The organism is Paenibacillus sp. (assembly GCF_035645195.1).
Classification (GTDB): domain Bacteria; phylum Bacillota; class Bacilli; order Paenibacillales; family YIM-B00363; genus Paenibacillus_AE.
In genome coordinates this window covers 146031-161768 of the sequence record NZ_DASQNA010000033.1, presented here as the reverse complement: position 1 = coordinate 161768, position 15738 = coordinate 146031, and the positions used below count along the sequence as shown (strand labels likewise).

General features: G+C 66.9%; 13 protein-coding genes. 1 reads left to right on the top strand and 12 read right to left on the bottom strand.

Going from position 1 to position 15738, the window contains the following annotated elements:
* Window positions 1–45: 45 nt before the first annotated feature.
* From VE009_RS18235 to VE009_RS18195, 9 genes are all read right to left on the bottom strand, one after another.
* On the bottom strand, window positions 46–2913 hold the full coding sequence (locus VE009_RS18235; protein WP_325010038.1) for a VWA domain-containing protein: 2868 nt from the start codon (window positions 2911–2913) through the stop codon (window positions 46–48).
* Window positions 2897–4804, bottom strand: a complete 1908-nt coding sequence (locus VE009_RS18230; RefSeq protein WP_325010036.1) for a VWA domain-containing protein — start codon at window positions 4802–4804, stop codon at window positions 2897–2899. Before VE009_RS18230 ends, VE009_RS18235 begins: the two co-directional genes overlap by 17 nt.
* A 57-nt stretch (window positions 4805–4861) precedes the next feature.
* Entirely contained in the window at window positions 4862–5764 is a 903-nt protein-coding gene (locus tag VE009_RS18225) for a DUF58 domain-containing protein (RefSeq protein WP_325010034.1), read from the bottom strand.
* The gene (locus VE009_RS18220) at window positions 5761–6750 is read right to left on the bottom strand and encodes a MoxR family ATPase (protein ID WP_325010032.1); all 990 of its coding nucleotides are present in this window, start codon (window positions 6748–6750) and stop codon (window positions 5761–5763) included. Before VE009_RS18220 ends, VE009_RS18225 begins: the two co-directional genes overlap by 4 nt.
* 14 nt (window positions 6751–6764) lie before the next feature.
* Window positions 6765–8435 carry a hypothetical protein gene (locus VE009_RS18215; RefSeq protein WP_325010030.1) on the bottom strand — a complete coding sequence of 557 codons (1671 nt, stop codon included), beginning with the start codon at window positions 8433–8435 and terminating at the stop codon, window positions 6765–6767.
* Window positions 8436–8484: 49 nt separating this feature from the next.
* The gene (locus VE009_RS18210) at window positions 8485–9351 is read right to left on the bottom strand and encodes an ABC transporter permease (protein WP_325010028.1); all 867 of its coding nucleotides are present in this window, start codon (window positions 9349–9351) and stop codon (window positions 8485–8487) included.
* Window positions 9348–10274 (bottom strand): ABC transporter ATP-binding protein, encoded by a 927-nt coding sequence (locus VE009_RS18205; RefSeq protein WP_325010027.1) that lies wholly within the window; start codon window positions 10272–10274, stop codon window positions 9348–9350. Before VE009_RS18205 ends, VE009_RS18210 begins: the two co-directional genes overlap by 4 nt.
* On the bottom strand, window positions 10271–12652 hold the full coding sequence (locus tag VE009_RS18200) for a DUF7408 domain-containing protein (RefSeq protein ID WP_325010026.1): 2382 nt from the start codon (window positions 12650–12652) through the stop codon (window positions 10271–10273). Before VE009_RS18200 ends, VE009_RS18205 begins: the two co-directional genes overlap by 4 nt.
* Window positions 12653–12801: 149 nt before the next feature.
* A complete protein-coding gene (locus tag VE009_RS18195) occupies window positions 12802–13116 on the bottom strand; it encodes a 4a-hydroxytetrahydrobiopterin dehydratase (protein WP_325010025.1) in 315 nt (104 codons plus the stop codon).
* 170 nt (window positions 13117–13286) lie between these two features.
* Here VE009_RS18195 and VE009_RS18190 point away from each other — a divergent pair, with 170 nt between their 5' ends.
* Complete coding sequence (locus VE009_RS18190; RefSeq protein ID WP_325010024.1) at window positions 13287–13985, top strand: SH3 domain-containing C40 family peptidase; 699 nt, start codon at window positions 13287–13289, stop codon at window positions 13983–13985.
* Window positions 13986–14057: 72 nt separating this feature from the next.
* Here the strand turns inward: VE009_RS18190 and VE009_RS18185 are convergent, their stop codons facing one another.
* From VE009_RS18185 to VE009_RS18175, 3 genes are all read right to left on the bottom strand, one after another.
* The gene (locus VE009_RS18185) at window positions 14058–14909 is read right to left on the bottom strand and encodes an SDR family oxidoreductase (protein WP_325010023.1); all 852 of its coding nucleotides are present in this window, start codon (window positions 14907–14909) and stop codon (window positions 14058–14060) included.
* Window positions 14910–14970: 61 nt separating this feature from the next.
* Complete coding sequence (locus tag VE009_RS18180; RefSeq protein ID WP_325010022.1) at window positions 14971–15477, bottom strand: GNAT family N-acetyltransferase; 507 nt, start codon at window positions 15475–15477, stop codon at window positions 14971–14973.
* Window positions 15474–15737, bottom strand: coding sequence for a transporter suffix domain-containing protein (locus tag VE009_RS18175; RefSeq protein ID WP_325010021.1), 264 nt, complete (start codon window positions 15735–15737; stop codon window positions 15474–15476). Before VE009_RS18175 ends, VE009_RS18180 begins: the two co-directional genes overlap by 4 nt.
* Between the last annotated feature and the right edge of the window lies 1 nt (window position 15738).

Below are 15738 nucleotides of genomic sequence, written 5' to 3'. Positions count from 1 at the left end.
TAAAAAATAAAATACCCGGCGAGGTCGCCGGGATTCGGTCTTGTCTTATAATCTCCCGCGGCGCCGCTTCGCCTCGAGCAGCCGGCTCATCCGATCTGTCCCGGCTTCCGGACTCGACGGATCGGCGGCTGGCGCGGGGGGTGCGGGCGGCGGCGCGGGAGCAGGGTGCGCGGGCGCTTGCGCCTTCGGCGATGCGGGCGCCGACGGATGCGCGGCCCGCGAAGGCTGCTCTGGGCGGGCGGCGCGCTCCGCCGACAATTTGCGCCGCAGCCGCTCCGCCGCCGTCGCGGCCCCGGGCTGTTCCGTCGGCGGGACCGCTTCGCCGCGCGCGCTCCGCCGCGGCATGAAGCGGCGCAGCGCGGTCCGCGTGAGCTGCAGCCGCCGGAGCGCGATATCCGCGACCCACAGGAGGAGCGCTGCGGCAAGCAGCTCGCGATGTAGACCGGCGACGCGAAGCTTCGGCTCTGTCGGAGCCGCGAACGCGTCCTCCGGCCGCTCGAAATCGAGCACCCGCCCGCCGGTCAGCTCTGCGATTTGTACGAGCGCCTCGGTGCCGTCTCGGCCGCCGATGCGGTATTCCGGCGAATACGGGACGACGAAGCCGGCGACCGCCGCCGCGGACGTCGGTCCCTCCTCCGTCCCGCCGCCGGATCGCTCGATCCGCGCCAAGTACGCGCCCGGCTGCAGCAGCTCCGCTCGACCGGCGTACTCGCCCGGGGCCGTCGGCTCCAGCTCCACCTGGCGTACGTTCATCGCTTCGTCCGTCACCGTCGCGACTAAATTTCCAAACTCCGCGCGATCGGCGTCGCCGACGCGGACGCGAATGTCCGCTTCGTTCCCGGAAATTTTCGTTTCGACCTCCATCGGGGCCGCGCCGAACGCCGGGAACGTCCACTTGACGATGCCGGCGAACGTCTCGGGGAACCGATCCCAGCTCACCCAATCGGGCGCCCATTTCCCGGCGGCGTCGCTCGTCCATGCGACGGCCTTGCCCGCGCCGAATTGCCAACGCGCGAGCAGCGGGTCCGGCTCGGGGCTTGCGAGCGCCACTTCCGCCGTCTCCTTCGGCGTCGTCGCGACGTACGCCCGCACCTCGGGAAGGCCGCCCGCGAACAGCGGCTGCCAATCCGGCGCCTGCGCGGCGGCGGGGACGAACGGGCGGTCGACGACATACGTTCGCGAGATCAGCACCGCCTCGCGGCTGAAGATGGCCGGAACGGTCGATTGATCGTTCGTAAAATAATACCGACCTTGCGCCAGCCCTGCGAGCCGCTCGAGCAGCCGCTGGTCCGCGTCGTTGCCGATCGCCACCGTCGAGAGCGTGACGCCGGCCTCGACCATTTGCTCCGCCAGCGCCTCGTAGCTCTGGTTCGACGCCGACTGGCCGTCCGTAAGCAAAATGATATGTTTGCGCTGCGCGTCGATGTCCTTCGCCTTCGCGAACGCTTCCGCCACCGCGGGGTAAATGTCCGTGCCGCCGTCCGCCGCGATCGAACCGATCCGTTCGATGACGTCGTCCTTCTCCGTCAGCGGCTGCGGCTCGACGACCCACCACGGGGCGGAGTCGAACGCGAGCACCCCGATCGTGTCGCGCTCGCGCAGCAGCTCCGCGGTGCGCGCCGCCGCTTCCTGCGCCAGCTCGAGCTTGCCGTCCGACATGCTGCCGGATTTGTCGATGACGAGCATAAGCGCAAGCGACGGCATCTCCCGTTTGCCCCGCAAATCCATGTATACCGGGAGCGCGCGTTCGATCGGGGTCTGGAAATAGCCGCCTAGCCCATAGCTTTGTTCGCCGCCGATCATGACGAGGCCGACCCCGTAATCGCGAACCGCCTGCTCGATCAATTGCATCCTCCGTTCGGACAGGCGAGTCGCCGGCACGCCTACGAGCACGATCGAATCGTACGCGGCGTAATCGATCAACTCGAGCGGCAGCAACTCCGGCGCAACGAGCTCGTAGGGGATAAGGCTTGCGTCGAGCGCGTTCGCGACGTTCGCCGCCTCTCCCTCGCTCCCTTCGACGAGCAGCGCTCTCGGAGGGCCTTCGACCCGGCTGAAGCCGTACGCCGCGTTGTTGGCGGACACTTGGTCGAGCTCGGCGTACAGCTCCGCCCGATACCGATGCAGCCCTTCTTCGAACGCGATGCCCTGCAGGACGAACCGGTTCGCGCCGGGCGTCAGCTCGATCGATCGGCTCGCGATTTCGCGGTTGTCCTCGTAAATACGAAGCACCGCTTCGCCCGCGAACGTGCTCTCGATATCCGCTTCGACCGCGTACCGCTCGCCCTTGTACAGCCGTTCGGGAAGGCGCAGCGCCTCGACGGCGGCGTCGCTCCGCTGCGCGGAAGCGAGCGGCACGACGTCCACCGGGACGCCTCGATCGCGAAGCAGCCGCGCCTGCGCGGCCGCGTCGCCGACGTTCTCCTTCCCGTCGGAGAGGAGCACGATGCGGGGGGACGCGTCTTCGGGCAGCAGCGCGCCCGCCAGTCGAAGCGCCTCGTCCAATCGCGTATATCGCCCGTCGATCTCGCCGCCGAACGCGAACCGCTCTATCGCCGCTTCGCTCGCTTGCCGCTCGACGGACGCGTTCGCCCCCGCGGAGACGACGCCTGCCGCGTCGTCGGCTTCCTTCGCGGTCGACGCGGCCTGAATCCAAGCCGCGAGCGCGTCGTCCCGCGCGACGCTGTCCGAGCGGTCGGCGACGAACACGACCGCCTGCCGCTCGATCGCCGCGACCGTCTGCAGTCCGGCGAGCGCGAGAACGAGCAGCAGGACGACCGCCCCGCGCACCGCGAGGACGGCCTTCCGGCGGCGCCCGTCCATGCGAGCGGTCGACTTCCATACCCAATACAAATATAAGGCAGCCGGAAGCAGCAGCAGCAAATAGAGCGGCGTCTCAAGTCGTAGTCCCACGCCGGTACACCCCCCATTCCCAGACGACGGCGGCGAGCGCCAGCAGCGCGGCCCAGCGCCACATCGGCACCGCCGTCCGCGGTTCCTCGCTCTCGGCGCCGCCCGCTTCCGCGGACTCGCCGCGCGCGAACGCGCCGTCGAAGCCGGAGGGCGCCGATTCGCGCGGATCGCTCACGACATCGAGCCAACGCGCCGCGAGCACTCGACCCGATTCGTCGGTCTCGACGAGGCGGTACAGCCCTGGCTCGGCCGGGGCGGTTTGCCCTTCGGCCGGCTTCCCGTCCGCGAGCTCCGCCCGGATCGGTTCCCCGGCCGGGTCCCCCCGCTCCCAGCGGGCATCCGCCGCGAGCTGCGCGAACGCGATCGACAGCCGTTCGCCGGCGACGGCTCTTCCGAGACTCCCGCTATGCGACGCGGTCAACCAATCGAGCGCGCCGAGCACGAACACCGGAAACTCGGTGCGAAGCGGCCAATCCGACCCCTCCAGCGCGAACGTCACGGTCAGCCGCGGCACTCCCGCTTCCTCCCCGGCGATCAGCAGCGGGACGCCCTCCCGGGAAGCGACGATCGGTTTGCCCGGGGGCGCGCCCACCGGCTCGTATACGGCGGCCACATGCGTATCCGCGAACGACAAATACCGGGTTGCGGGATGCGTCTCGACCGTATACGGACCGGCTGGCGCCGCGCGTTCCCGGCCCTCGTAGCCGAAACGGATGAACAGCGCCGGCGTCGTTTCAGCCATCTCCCGCCACGCTTCCGACGGCGTCCAAGCCTCCGGTTCGACGTCGATGACGATCGCGTCCATCGCGTTTTCGTTCCGGTACGACGCCGCCCACGCGTCCGCCGCATCCGGAGCGACCAGCGTCACCTCCGCGCCGGCGAGCCGGAGCGCCTTCTCCAAGAACATATTGCCGTCGCCGACGACGAGCACGCGCTTCGGGCGCTGCTCCGCGAGGAACGCGTAGGACGCGTCGTCCGCCGCGAACGCATCGCCGGCATCTACGGTCAATTTGTACCACTCGGCCGGCGGCAGCCCTTCGAAGTAGACGGGCGCTGCGCCGCCCGGACGCGCCTCGATCCGCTTCTCCGCGGCGAGCCGTCCGTCGGCGAACACCGCGGCGCGAACAGCGGCCGGCGATTCGCCCCAATAGCGAATCGAAGCGGCGGCCGAGACGGCGCCGTCCGCCGCGTTACGTTTGACGCCGAAGTGCGACACCGCCGCGTTCCCCGCGCCGTTCGCCGTCTCCGGCTCGACTACCGCGACGGGCGACGCGAAGACCAGGTCAGAAACCACTTCCGGCACCTGTCCGTCCGTAAACCATCGAATCGCCGCGTCGGGGCCGTCGTCCCGCGTCAGCGCGGCCGCGAGCGACAGCGTCTCGCGGTAGGCCGCGGCGCCGTACGTCGGCTCGAGCCGCTCGATCGCCTCGCGCACCGCGTTCCGGTTCGCGGACTTCTCCGCGAGCGTCTCCGGCCGCTCCCCGACGGCGAGCAGCGTCACGACGGCGTCCCGCGGCGCGTCGTCGAGCGCGGCGAGCGCGCTGCGCTTGGCCGCGTCCAGCCGGCGGAGCGGCGCGCCGTCAACGTCCGCCGCGTCGCGGGCGGACATGCTCGCCGAACGGTCCACGACGAGGACGAGATGGCGCGCCCCTCCGCGCTCCGACATGACGGCGGGACCCGCCAGCGCCAGAACGAGCAGCGCGGCCGCGAGCAGCTGGATTAGCATGAGCAGCCGGGCGCGCAGCTTTTGCCACGGGCGGTTCGCCTCCAGCTCGCGCAGCGCTTTATTCCACAGCATATGGCTCGATACCGGCGTATCGACGTATTTCCGTTTCAGCAAATACATCAACGCGATCAGCGGCAGCGCGAGCGCGAACCACAGGGCGGACAACGTCTCGAAGCGGATGGCGGATCCCTCCTTTCGTTCACAAAGTTGCTCGGCGTCAAATCAAGCGAGCGCGCCGGCGCCGCGCAGCGTGGACGTAACCCATGCAGTCGCCGGAACGTCCGTCGAAGCGAGCGCGTACGCGATATGCCGCTCGCGGCAGTACGCTTTCAGCGAGCCGACGTGCGCCTCGAGCGCCTCGCGGTACGAGCGGAGCACTCGGGGCGATACGGACACCTCTTTGCCCGCGTCCGTTTCGACGTCGACGAGGCGCACATCCCCCGCAAGGCGCGGATCGAGCTCTTCCGGAGACAGCACCTGAACGACGACGATTTCCTGCTTCGCCGCGAGCAGCACGTTCAACGTTTCGCGGATGCCGGATTCGTACAAGAAATCCGAAAAAATCCACGTCATTCCCGGCCCGCGCGGCAGCGCCTTCGGCTGCGCCAGCGACCGGTACAAGTCGCCTTCCTTCCCCGGCTCGACGTCCGCCAGAAACCGAAACAGCCGCTGCGCCGAACCTTTGCCGCGCTGCGGGGGCAGCTCCGCCGCCGTCTCCCCGCCGAACGCGAAGGCGGACACCCGGTCGAAGCCGCACAGCGCCAAATACCCGACGCAGGCGGCCAGCCGTTTGGCGTACGCCAGCTTATTGCCGCCGCCGAACGCGTCTTCGCCCGTGTTCATGGACGCAGATGCATCGACCCACAGCCGCAGCGGAAGCTCCTGCTCGTCGTGAAACAGCTTGACGAACGGCTTGCCGCTTCGGCCATAGGCGTTCCAATCGATTTGACGGACGTCGTCGCCCGGCGCGTACAGCCGATAATCGGCGAAATCGAGCGACGAGCCCGTCCGGCGCGATCGACGCTTCCCGAGCGCCGCCCCGCGAACGCGGACGTTCGCCGCGATCGACAGCCGTTCGAGCCGGACGAGCGCTTCGGCGTCGAGGCCGAGCCGCTCCGCGCTCACGCGCGCCCTCCGAGCGACGCCAGCAGTTCGCGGAGCACGGCGTCCGTCGTCATGCCGCTCGCTTCCCCTTCGAACGTCAGGAAGATGCGGTGCCGCAGCGCCGGCAGCGCGACTTGCTCGATGTCGTGGAACGACACGTTCATTCGTCCGGCGCCGAACGCGCGCGCCTTCGCGAGCGACAGCAGCGCCTGGATGCCGCGCGGACCGGAGCCGTACCGGACGTACCGCTTCACGGCTTCCGGCGCTTCGGGCTCGGCGGGATGCGTCGCCATGATGAGCCGGACGGCGTAATCGAGCACTTCGCCTTCGACGAGCAGCCTTTTGACGGTATCCTGTATGGCTTCGATCGCCGCGCCGTCGGCGACTTTCCGAACCTGCGGGGCATCCGCCGCCGTCGTGCGCAGGGCGATTTCCTTCAGCTCCTCGCGCGACGGATACGTGACGATCAGCTTCGCGAGGAACCGGTCGAGCTGCGCTTCCGGCAGCGGATACGTCCCCTCCTGCTCGAGCGGGTTTTGCGTCGCCAGCACGAAGAACGGGCGCGGCAGCTCCCGAGTGACGGAGCCGACGGTGACCGTCCGCTCCTGCATCGCCTCGAGCAGCGCGCTCTGCGTCTTCGGCGTCGCGCGGTTGATTTCGTCCGCCAGCACGAGATGACCGAAAATCGGTCCCGGCTGAAACCGGTGCGACGTTTCGCCGCGTTCCCCGAATTGAATCAAGTTCGTGCCCGTGATGTCGGCCGGCATGAGGTCCGGCGTAAATTGAATGCGCGAGAACGACAAATCGACCGCCTCGGCGACTGTTTTGACGAGCATCGTTTTTCCGAGGCCCGGGATGCCTTCGAGAATCGCGTGACCGCCGGCGAACAAACACCACAGCAGCTGCTCCACGGCTTCCTTCTGCCCGACCACGACCCGGCCGATTTGTTCCCGGATCGCCGCCGCGGCTTCCTGCAGTTTTTCCCATTGCGCTATCGATTCGATCATGGCTCCTCCTCGGTTCACCGGTTCGGTTGAATTTCCGTAAAATAATCGCGGACGAGCTCCTGCATCCCTTGCGGCAGCGTCGACCGCGGCAAGGAACGCGCCGCTTCGGCTTCGTATTCCGCGAACACCTCTTCGTACGGTCGCGCCGCGCCGTCGAGCGCCGGAGCGCTGCCGCCTTCCGAAATGTCGCCGCCGCCGCCGCGCACCGGTCCCGAATCGACGGACGGCGAGCCGCCGCCGTTCGCCGCGCGCGGCGTGCTGACCAGCTCCCGCGAGCCGGCGCCGACGCCTGCCCCGGAGCCTCCCGGGCCGGTGCCGCGGCCCGCGCCGGTTCCGCCGCCTGCGCCGCTTCCGTCGGTTCCGCTGCCTGTGCCGCTTCCGCCGGTTCCACCGCCTGCGCCTTGACCGCCGCTTCCGCCTTCCGCCGTCTCGACGCCGTCCGCCGCGCCTGCGACCGCGGCTTCGGCGGCGCGAGCGGCAGCGCCGTCCGCGCGCCAATCCGCCGGCAGCGCCGCCCCCGCGGCTGACAGCCCTTCGGCCGCGCCGAGCCCCGCCGCGGCGAGCCCCGCGCCCGCCTGCGCGGCCGCTTCCGCCAGCCGCTGCGCCGCAGCCTGCGACGCCGCAGCCGCGAGCAGCGCGTCCCGCACCGCCGCGAGCGCCTCCGCGTCCATCTCGCCCGACGCGCCTACCGCGCCGCGCGCTTCCGCCGCCAGGCGCTCCAGCGCCTCCCGCAGCCTGCGCTCGGCTTCGGCGTCCGGCGCGGCCGCGGAGGCGGCGAGCTCCTCCAGCGCCGCGGCGAGCCGCTCCTTCTGCTCCGGCGTCATCCGCGCGGCCTCGCCGCGCAGCTGCGCGAGCGCCGCATCCGCCGACGCGCGGTCGAGATCCCGCCGGGCGAGCGCCGCCAGCGCCGGATGGCTAGCCGCCAGCTCCCGCCACCGCTCCGCCGAAGCCGCCTCCGCCGCCGCAAGCCGCTCCATGTCCCGAAGCCGCTCCAACGCCTCCTCGAGCGCTTCGAGCGCCGCAGCGGACGCGGGAGCGTCGCTCAGACGGGCCTCCAACGCCGACAGCTCGCGCTCCAGCGCCTCCCGCTCGAGCGGCGGCAGCGCGGCGGAACGAAGCTCGTCGAGCTGCCGCCCTGCCTCCTCGGTCATATCCGCGACCGCCTCCCGCTCCGCCGCGCGACGCGCGAGCTCGCCGTCCATCGGGTTCGGCAGCGACGCCAGCAGCGCGAACGCGAGCAGCGCCGCGGCCGCCGAACCGATCGTCCGCCCTAGCGGCGGATTCGGCAGCCGCTCGCGCGCCGCGGCCGCGAACGCCTCCGCGCGCCGCAGCGCTTCCTCCCGCTGCAGCCGGGCGATCGGGCCGTCGTCGCCGAGGTAGGCGAGCGCCGTCGCGATTCGCTCCTCGAGACCGCCGCGGCGGTCCATCGCCCGCGCGGCGTCCTCGAGCGTCGGCCGGCGGAAGCAGGCGGCCGCCGCGCCCGCCAAAGCGAACGCCGCAGGCAGCAGCGCTCCCGCCAGCCGATAATGCGCGATCGGCAGCGCGAAGCCGGCCGCGCCGAGCGCGCAGGCCGCCGCCGCGCCGGCCGCGAACCCGCGCGCCGCATATCGGACGAGCCGCTGCCTCATCAGTCGTCCGCGAACGCCGGCAACAAGCTTCACGAATCGCTCGGCCGCCGATGACATAAACCTTCCCCTCCCCCCATGCGCATACAGCTTAATCGATCGGCAGCGATCACTTCGCAGACGGCTCGGAAGCAGGCTGAGCCGTCTTGCGGCCGCGCGCGGCCGGACGCAGCTTTCGCACCGCCGTCCAGACGGCGAACGCCGCGATGACGAGATGCGAAGACACGAAAATATGCCACATCTGCAAACCGGCGAGCGATCCTCGGAAAAACTCGTTCGTAAAGCTCGGCTCGAACAGCCCGATCATGGCCGAGAGCGGATTCAAGCCGAGCAGGAACCCCGCTTCGTACCGCAGCTGCGCGCCCGACACCGCCATAAGAAACAATGCGGCTAGCCCCGTAAGCACGTACAGGAACAGACCGCTGCCGTACGTCACGATCACGGCGACGACCGTTCGTTGGAACAGCGTCGAGAACATGACGCCCAGCGAGCCGAGCATGAGCATGACGAGCACGTAAAAGCCGAAGACCGACAGCAGCTGAGCCGGGGAAATGCCGCCGTACAAAAACACGATGCTGTAAATCGGCAGCGTCGTAAACACGACCAAGAGCATAAAGCTGAGCGAAGCCGCCAGCTTGCTAAGAATGATCGCGGCCGAGCTTTGCTGCGTCGTGAGCAGCATGCTGAGCGTCTGCTTCTCCCGCTCCCCGCTGATGACGCCGGCCGTAAGACCGGGAGCCATGAAGCAGACGAGCACCATCTGCGCGCCGCTCAAGAAATAAAACAAAAATCGGCTCGCCTCCGGCGTAAAACCGTTCGGCCCGCGGTTCTGCGATTCCACGTACAAATAAGCGAACGCCAGCAGCCCGATGACCGCAAGGTACGCAAGCAGCGCGAGCGGCGAACGGACCGTTCGCATGCGCAGCCGAAACTCTTTCTCCAGCACAGGGTTGATCCATCGCGACCGAAGGTTCATGTTCGCGCTCCTTTCGTAATTTCGAGGAACACGTCCTCCAAATCGGTCTGCGCCTCGCTGAACGAGACGACTTTGAACCGGGCGGCCACGAGCCGCTCCAGCAGCTGCCACTGCCCCTCGTCGGCGCCGGCGAAATGGACGTGAATGCCGGACGCGTCCTGCTGCACCAACGCGACGTCGGGCTGCTCTTTCAGCATCGCGGCCGCTTCCGCTTCGCGCTCGAGCAGGCGGACGTGCAGCACCCGCTTCGCCCGCATGCGCTGCTGGATGTCGGTCACTTTCCCTTTCGCCAGCAGTTCGCCGTTCTCGATGACTCCGATTTCGTCGACCATCTCGGCGAGCTCCGGCAAAATATGCGAAGAAATAAGGATCGTCTTCCCCATCGCTTTCAATTCCTTCAAAATTTCGCGCATTTCGATGCGGGCGCGCGGGTCGAGACCGGACGCCGGCTCGTCGAGAATGAGCAGCTCCGGATCGTGCACGAGGCAGCGCGCGAGGCACAGCCGCTGCTTCATCCCCCGCGACAACGAATCGACGTAAACGTCCGCCTTATCCGCCAAATTAACGAGCTCGAGCAGCTCCGGGATGAGCTTCGCCCTCTCCGCGCGCGGAATGCCGTAGCTCGCACCGTAGAAATCCAAGTACTCGGTCGTCTTAAAATTGTCGTACACCCCGAAGAAATCGGGCATATATCCGATCAGCCGCCGCACCTCGTGCGGACGTTCCGTCACGTCGACGCCGGCGACCTTCGCCGTGCCGGATGTCGGCAGCAGGAGCGTCGCGAGAATCGACATCGTCGTCGACTTCCCGGCGCCGTTCGGGCCGACGAACCCGAACACCGTCCCTTTCTCCACGGACAGCGTCAACCCGTTCAAGGCGGTAAACCCGCCGAACGTTTTGGTCAAATCCCGAATGTCGATCACGGCAATACTCTCCCTTCCGCCGCCAGCTGCGGGAACATGAAGACGCCGCCCTGGTTGCTAGACGCTTGCAAACGGATCCGTCCGTCGGACGTCAGCGCCTCGGCGAGCCGCTCCCCTTCGAGCTCCGCCTGCGCTCCGGCGAGCGGCTCCCACGCTTGCTTTCGCTCATTCCACAGCTCGAGCGAGAACGGTGCCTGGACGCTTCCGTTCAGCGTCACTTTCTCGTACGCCCAATTCGCGCGCTGCGGGAGCCGGTACGCGAGGACGAAGCTGCCGGCGCCGGCGTCGATGCTGCCGGTGCCGTACCCATGCCCATACGTCAAGCTGCTGCTCTCCACGTACGGCTGCACGGCGCCGCCCGGAATCATCAGCCTGCCGTTCTGTTCATAATCGAAGGCGAGCGGCTGCGCGTACAAATCGATGCGCGTCGCGTCCGCGTAGATTCCTTCCACGGCGAACAACGGATCGTCGCCGCGGGCGAAGCCGAGAAACACCGGCGCGGCTGCGGCGCCGCCCCGAGCGCGATTGCGCAGCGTATCGGCGTAGACGTTCAGCAGCGCGCGTTCCCGCAGCTGCTCGTCGCTGCCGCCGTACGGCAGCACGATGCCGCCGAGGTCGGAATGCGCCATCTGAACGGCGCCGATCGAGAGGCGGAACGTCCGGCGTTCGCCGCGCGGCAGCTCCCCGATTCTCGCCCATTGATCGCCGTACAGCACGCCAGCTTCGTATAGATCATTAGGCGTCTCGTTCGCGACCTCGCCGACGATGGCGCCCGCTTCGAGGCGAAGCGAATACGTAATCGCGCCGGCGTCCGGAACGGTCTCTTCCGCGACATACGCTTTCTTGATCGACCAATACGGCACGTTGCGGAACGTGGCCGCGGTGCGATCCGCGTCGGCGCGGACGATCGCGGTGGCCTCGCCGCCGTTCCCTGCGCCGACGCCTTCGTTCCACCGATGGACCGTGACGGCGCGTTCCCCTTCCCATCGAAGCGAATAACGCCCGCCGTTCGGCACGAACACCGACGACGACGCCGTCCGGGTCGCTCCGCCTTCGCCGTCCAGCTCTTGAATCGCGAGCGTTTGCGCCAGCGCGTTCCCGCGGCCGGACGCGCCGACGCCGTAAATGATCCCGCTCGTCGCAATCGCGAGCGCCGGGATGGCGAACCATGCCCATTCGCGGCGATCCAGCTTCTTCAGCACGAAGTACAACAGCGGCCCGATCACCACCGCGTACAGCAAAAACAAAAGCGCCAACGAGCCGAACGCCGGCGGGACGAACTGCGGGAAATAATCGAGCGCCCGCTCCATTTCCCATGTACCGTCCATATACACGTACTTCCCTTGCTGCGCTCCGGAACCATACGGAAGCGAGCCTTCTAATATGCGCTCCCAGAGCTTCAAATTGCCGCTCCATGAGGCAAGGGGCTGCAGCGCCAAATCGTATGCGATGTACGTCACTTGGCCCGATCCGTATCGATCGGTCACGACGAGCGGGATCCCGTCCTCCTCGAACAGCGTCTCGCCTTCGCGGACGGTGCCCGCGGACACGGTGAACGGGGACGCGAACGCGAGCCGCTCGCCCGCCGCCTCCTCGAACGAAGGCAGCGCCGTCACCGCCGCCGTTCCGGTCACATCGACAGGGGACAGCGCCGAAAGCGCCGCCGCTTTCGCAAAGCCCGCTCCGCCGGCGAGGAGAAGCCGGCCGCCGCGGGCGACCCACGCCCGCAGCTCGGACGCCTCCGCTTCGGTCAGCGTATCGACGGCGGCGTCGTTAATCGCGACGACATCGAGGCCGTCGAGCATCGTCGCGTCCCAAGGGAACGAATCGACCGTGTAATGCGTCGTGTCCACCTGCATGCCCCGTTGATTGAACAACGTGAGGAAATTGAGCGTATCCGGGTCGCGGGCGAGCACGCCGACGAACAGCGCGTCCGCCGGTGCCATCAACGGCGCGACCGACGCTTTGCCTTGCGCGAACGGCACTTCCTTCCCGCGCTCGACGCCCCCTTCATGGAAAACGAGATGCTGTCCGCCTACATGCGAAGGTCGCCCCGGAAGCGCGAACCATACCGTTTTCGTGCTGCCCCGCGGCAGATCGACCGCTTTCGCGTAGGCGACATTGCCGCTCTCGCCCTCCGAATACAAGGCCAATTCTCCCGACACGTCGTCGCCGGGATTCGAGAGCGTCACCTTCACGGGAAACCATCGGCCTTCCTTGGCGCTGCCGCCGTACCCTGCTTCGACGGATACTTGCAGCGGTTCTCTCGCCGCGTCCGCGCCGGCGGCCGCCCCGAAGACGCTCGTCCAACAAACCGCTAAGGCGACGGCCGCCGCGATCGTCCATCGGGCGGCATGCGTAATCCAATGTGTTTGCACGAATTCTCCAAACCCCTTTGTCCGTTTCTTTCGTACTTCTTACATTAGACGCACGGGACGGCCGAAGGTTACAGGCTGGGGAAAAATGGTTCCCGACACGCGCGCGAAAAAAGCGGCCGAAGATTCGGCCGCCTGGCGCTGAGATGTCGTTATTCCGCGGACTCGGCTCCGCCTTCCCCCGGCAGTTCGCGGTCGAATGCGGCGGCCGCCTCGAAATCGAGCTCCGTGATGCCTCCCGCCCGCCATGAGGTAAGGCGCAGCGTTACGAGCTTATAGTCGATCGCGATCAGCGGATGATGATTGAGCCGCTCCGCCGCGCGGGCTGCCCGCGAGACGAAGTCGACGCCGTCCAAATACGAGCGGAACCGCGCCTTTTTCACCAGCCATTTGCCGTCTTCCAGCGACCAACCGGGTAACGCGGCAAGCCTCCGTTCGATGTCCTGCTCCGTCAATCGTTCCGACACCGAATCCCCTCCGTTCACAAAAGCGACACATGTCTCGAAATTTGCGTTCATGCCGCGTTTTTTCCATTGTACCATACCAGCTTTTGTCGGTTGAATCCGAAAGTTGGCATAATTTGGACCCTCCCGCCGCCTTTTAGGCTTGGGTTATCCTTGTAGGCGGAGGTGATGGGATGCGAAAACTCTCGATTTTCCTCGCATCGTTAGCAGGTACGTTGTTGTTGGCGTCGTCCGTTTCGGCGGCGGCAAGCTACGAAACGGAAGTAACGTACGGAGTGAACTTGAGATCGAAACCCAGCTTGTCCGGCAAAGTGTACCGCATGCTTAAAAGAGGCGAAGACGTTCACGTCATTAGCGAAGCATCCGGAAACTGGCTGAAAGTAGAGACGAAGAGCGGCACGATCGGATACATTTCCGCATCCGACAAATATACCGACTACAGAGGCGGCGCCGGCACGAGCGGCGAAACCGCGGCAAGCGGCACCAACCTTAGAACGAGATTGGCCGCCACGGCGAAGTCGTATAACGGCGACTTCGATTACAAGTGGGGTGCCGAGCCTTGGAACACCAATAACAAATACGTCGACTGCTCCTCGTTCATGGAATTCGTTTTCCGCAAGCACAGCGTCGATCTGCCGCGGTCCAGCCGCCAGCAGGCGAAAGAAGGCAGCTATGTCCGCAAGTCGAACTTGCGCATCGGCGACCTCGTCTTCTTCGATACGAACGACGACGGGAGAATCAACCATGTCGGCATGTACATCGGCGACGGCGAGTTCATTCACGCGTCCCCGAGCTTCGACGGCGTCGGCGTTTCGAACCTTCGCTCCGGCTTTTGGTCCAATCATTACGTAACGGCCCGGAACGTACTGTAAACCTGCAACCATAATGAAAGACCGCGCGATCCTCCCTCTGCGGAAAAATCGCGCGGTCTTTTCTCATACGTTCTATCTCAGCGCCCGGCCGATCGCCCGTTCGATTAAGGACCACGGCAGAAGCGCTTTGGCGACGGGCAGCAGCGCCGCCGAGGCGGGGAGCGCGTAGCGCAGCTTCGGACGGCGCGCCGACGCGGCGCGAGCCGCCAGCCGAGCGACGTCCCGCGGGTCGCCGCCCGCCCTCGCCGACCGCTCCGCGGCCCGCTTCACGCGCTCGAGCATCGAGGCGTACGGCGAAGTCTCGTCCCCGGCCATCCGGGCGAACCCCTTCGCCCAAATATCGGTCCGATACGAGCCCGGCTCGATCAGCACGACGTGGACGCCGAACGGCCGGAGCTCGAGCCGCAGCGCTTCGCTGAACCCTTCGACCGCGAATTTCGACGCCGCATACGGCGCGAAGCCGGGCAGGCCGAGGCGGCCGCTCACGCTGCTCATATTGATGATCGTGCCGCTTCGCCGCTCCCGCATATACGGCAGGACCGCCTTCGTCATCGCGATCAATCCCCATACGTTCGTCTCGAACTGCTCGCGGAACGACTCGAGCGGCACATCCTCGACGAAGCCGCCCTGCGCATAGCCCGCGTTGTTCAGCAGAACGTCGATGCGGCCGTATCGTTCGACGACGCCGCGCACGACGCCCTCGATCTGTTCCGCATCGGTGACGTCGAGCTTCGCCGCTGCGATGCGCTCCCCGACGCCTTCGCGCGCGGCCATATGCGTCAGCGCGGCGCCCCGGCCGGCGGGATCCCGCATCGCCGCGACGACGAGAAAGCCGCGTTTCGCCAGCTCGATCGAACAATGCAGGCCGAACCCCGCCGAGGCGCCCGTTACGAGCGCGACCGGTCGATGCTCGCAGATCGACAAGACCGATCCCTCCACTCTTTCCGAATAGACTGCCCTAATCGTCTCCGGTTACCCGAACGCATTACGGGGACGCCGGCCCCCGCAGCTGGCGATGATAAAACGCCAAATCCAGCCAACGTCCGAATTTGCAGCCGGCTTTCGGTATCGTGCCGGCATGCTCGAAGCCGAACCGTTCGTGAAGGCGGATGCTCTCCACGTTCGCCGCGTCGATGCCCCCGACGAGCACCGCGTATCCTGAAGACTCCGCAAGCTCGATGAGTCGTTCCAGCAGCGCTCGGCCGATGCCCCGCTTCCGGTATTCCCGATGCACGTACAAGGAGTGCTCGACCGTATACCGGTACCCTTGGTGAGGTCGGAACGGACCGAAGGAGGCGAAGCCGGCGACCGCACCTCCGACCTCGTACACGATGACGGGAAACCCTCCCGAACGCCGGTTCTCGAACCAGGCGATGCGGCTGTCAAGCGAATGCGGCTCGTAGTCGTATACCGCGGTCGTATGTAATATCGCGTCGTTGTAGATGTCTGTAATCGAGACGAGATCCTCTCTCTCCGCGTCGCGAATCGTCATGTTTGTTCCTTCTCTCCTTGCGTTTCGGCGGATTTTCGCTTCGCCCAAGCTGCGGGCGAGAGAAACCTCCGATATTTCTTAATGACTTCTCTTCCGAGCAGCAGGCCCCCGATCCAAAACGCGACCTCTCCCGCGATCACGAGCGCCGCGGCGGCGCCCGCCTTGCCGGAGGAGCCGGCGGGCAGAAACGGCACGGCCAGCAGCAATGCGTACAACGCGAAGGATAACACGATACAAAAAATACCGATTCGTTTGGCCATG

Excerpts from the sequence above, each read along its gene's own strand:
- VE009_RS18210 (WP_325010028.1), bottom strand. The coding sequence starts at position 9,351 with ATGAACCTTCGGTCGCGATGGATCAACCCTGTGCTGGAGAAAGAGTTT.
- VE009_RS18175 (WP_325010021.1), bottom strand. The coding sequence starts at position 15,737 with ATGGCCAAACGAATCGGTATTTTTTGTATCGTGTTATCCTTCGCGTTG.
- VE009_RS18220 (WP_325010032.1), bottom strand. The coding sequence starts at position 6,750 with ATGATCGAATCGATAGCGCAATGGGAAAAACTGCAGGAAGCCGCGGCG.
- VE009_RS18215 (WP_325010030.1), bottom strand. The coding sequence starts at position 8,435 with ATGTCATCGGCGGCCGAGCGATTCGTGAAGCTTGTTGCCGGCGTTCGC.
- VE009_RS18180 (WP_325010022.1), bottom strand. The coding sequence starts at position 15,477 with ATGACGATTCGCGACGCGGAGAGAGAGGATCTCGTCTCGATTACAGAC.
- VE009_RS18190 (WP_325010024.1), top strand. The coding sequence starts at position 13,287 with ATGCGAAAACTCTCGATTTTCCTCGCATCGTTAGCAGGTACGTTGTTG.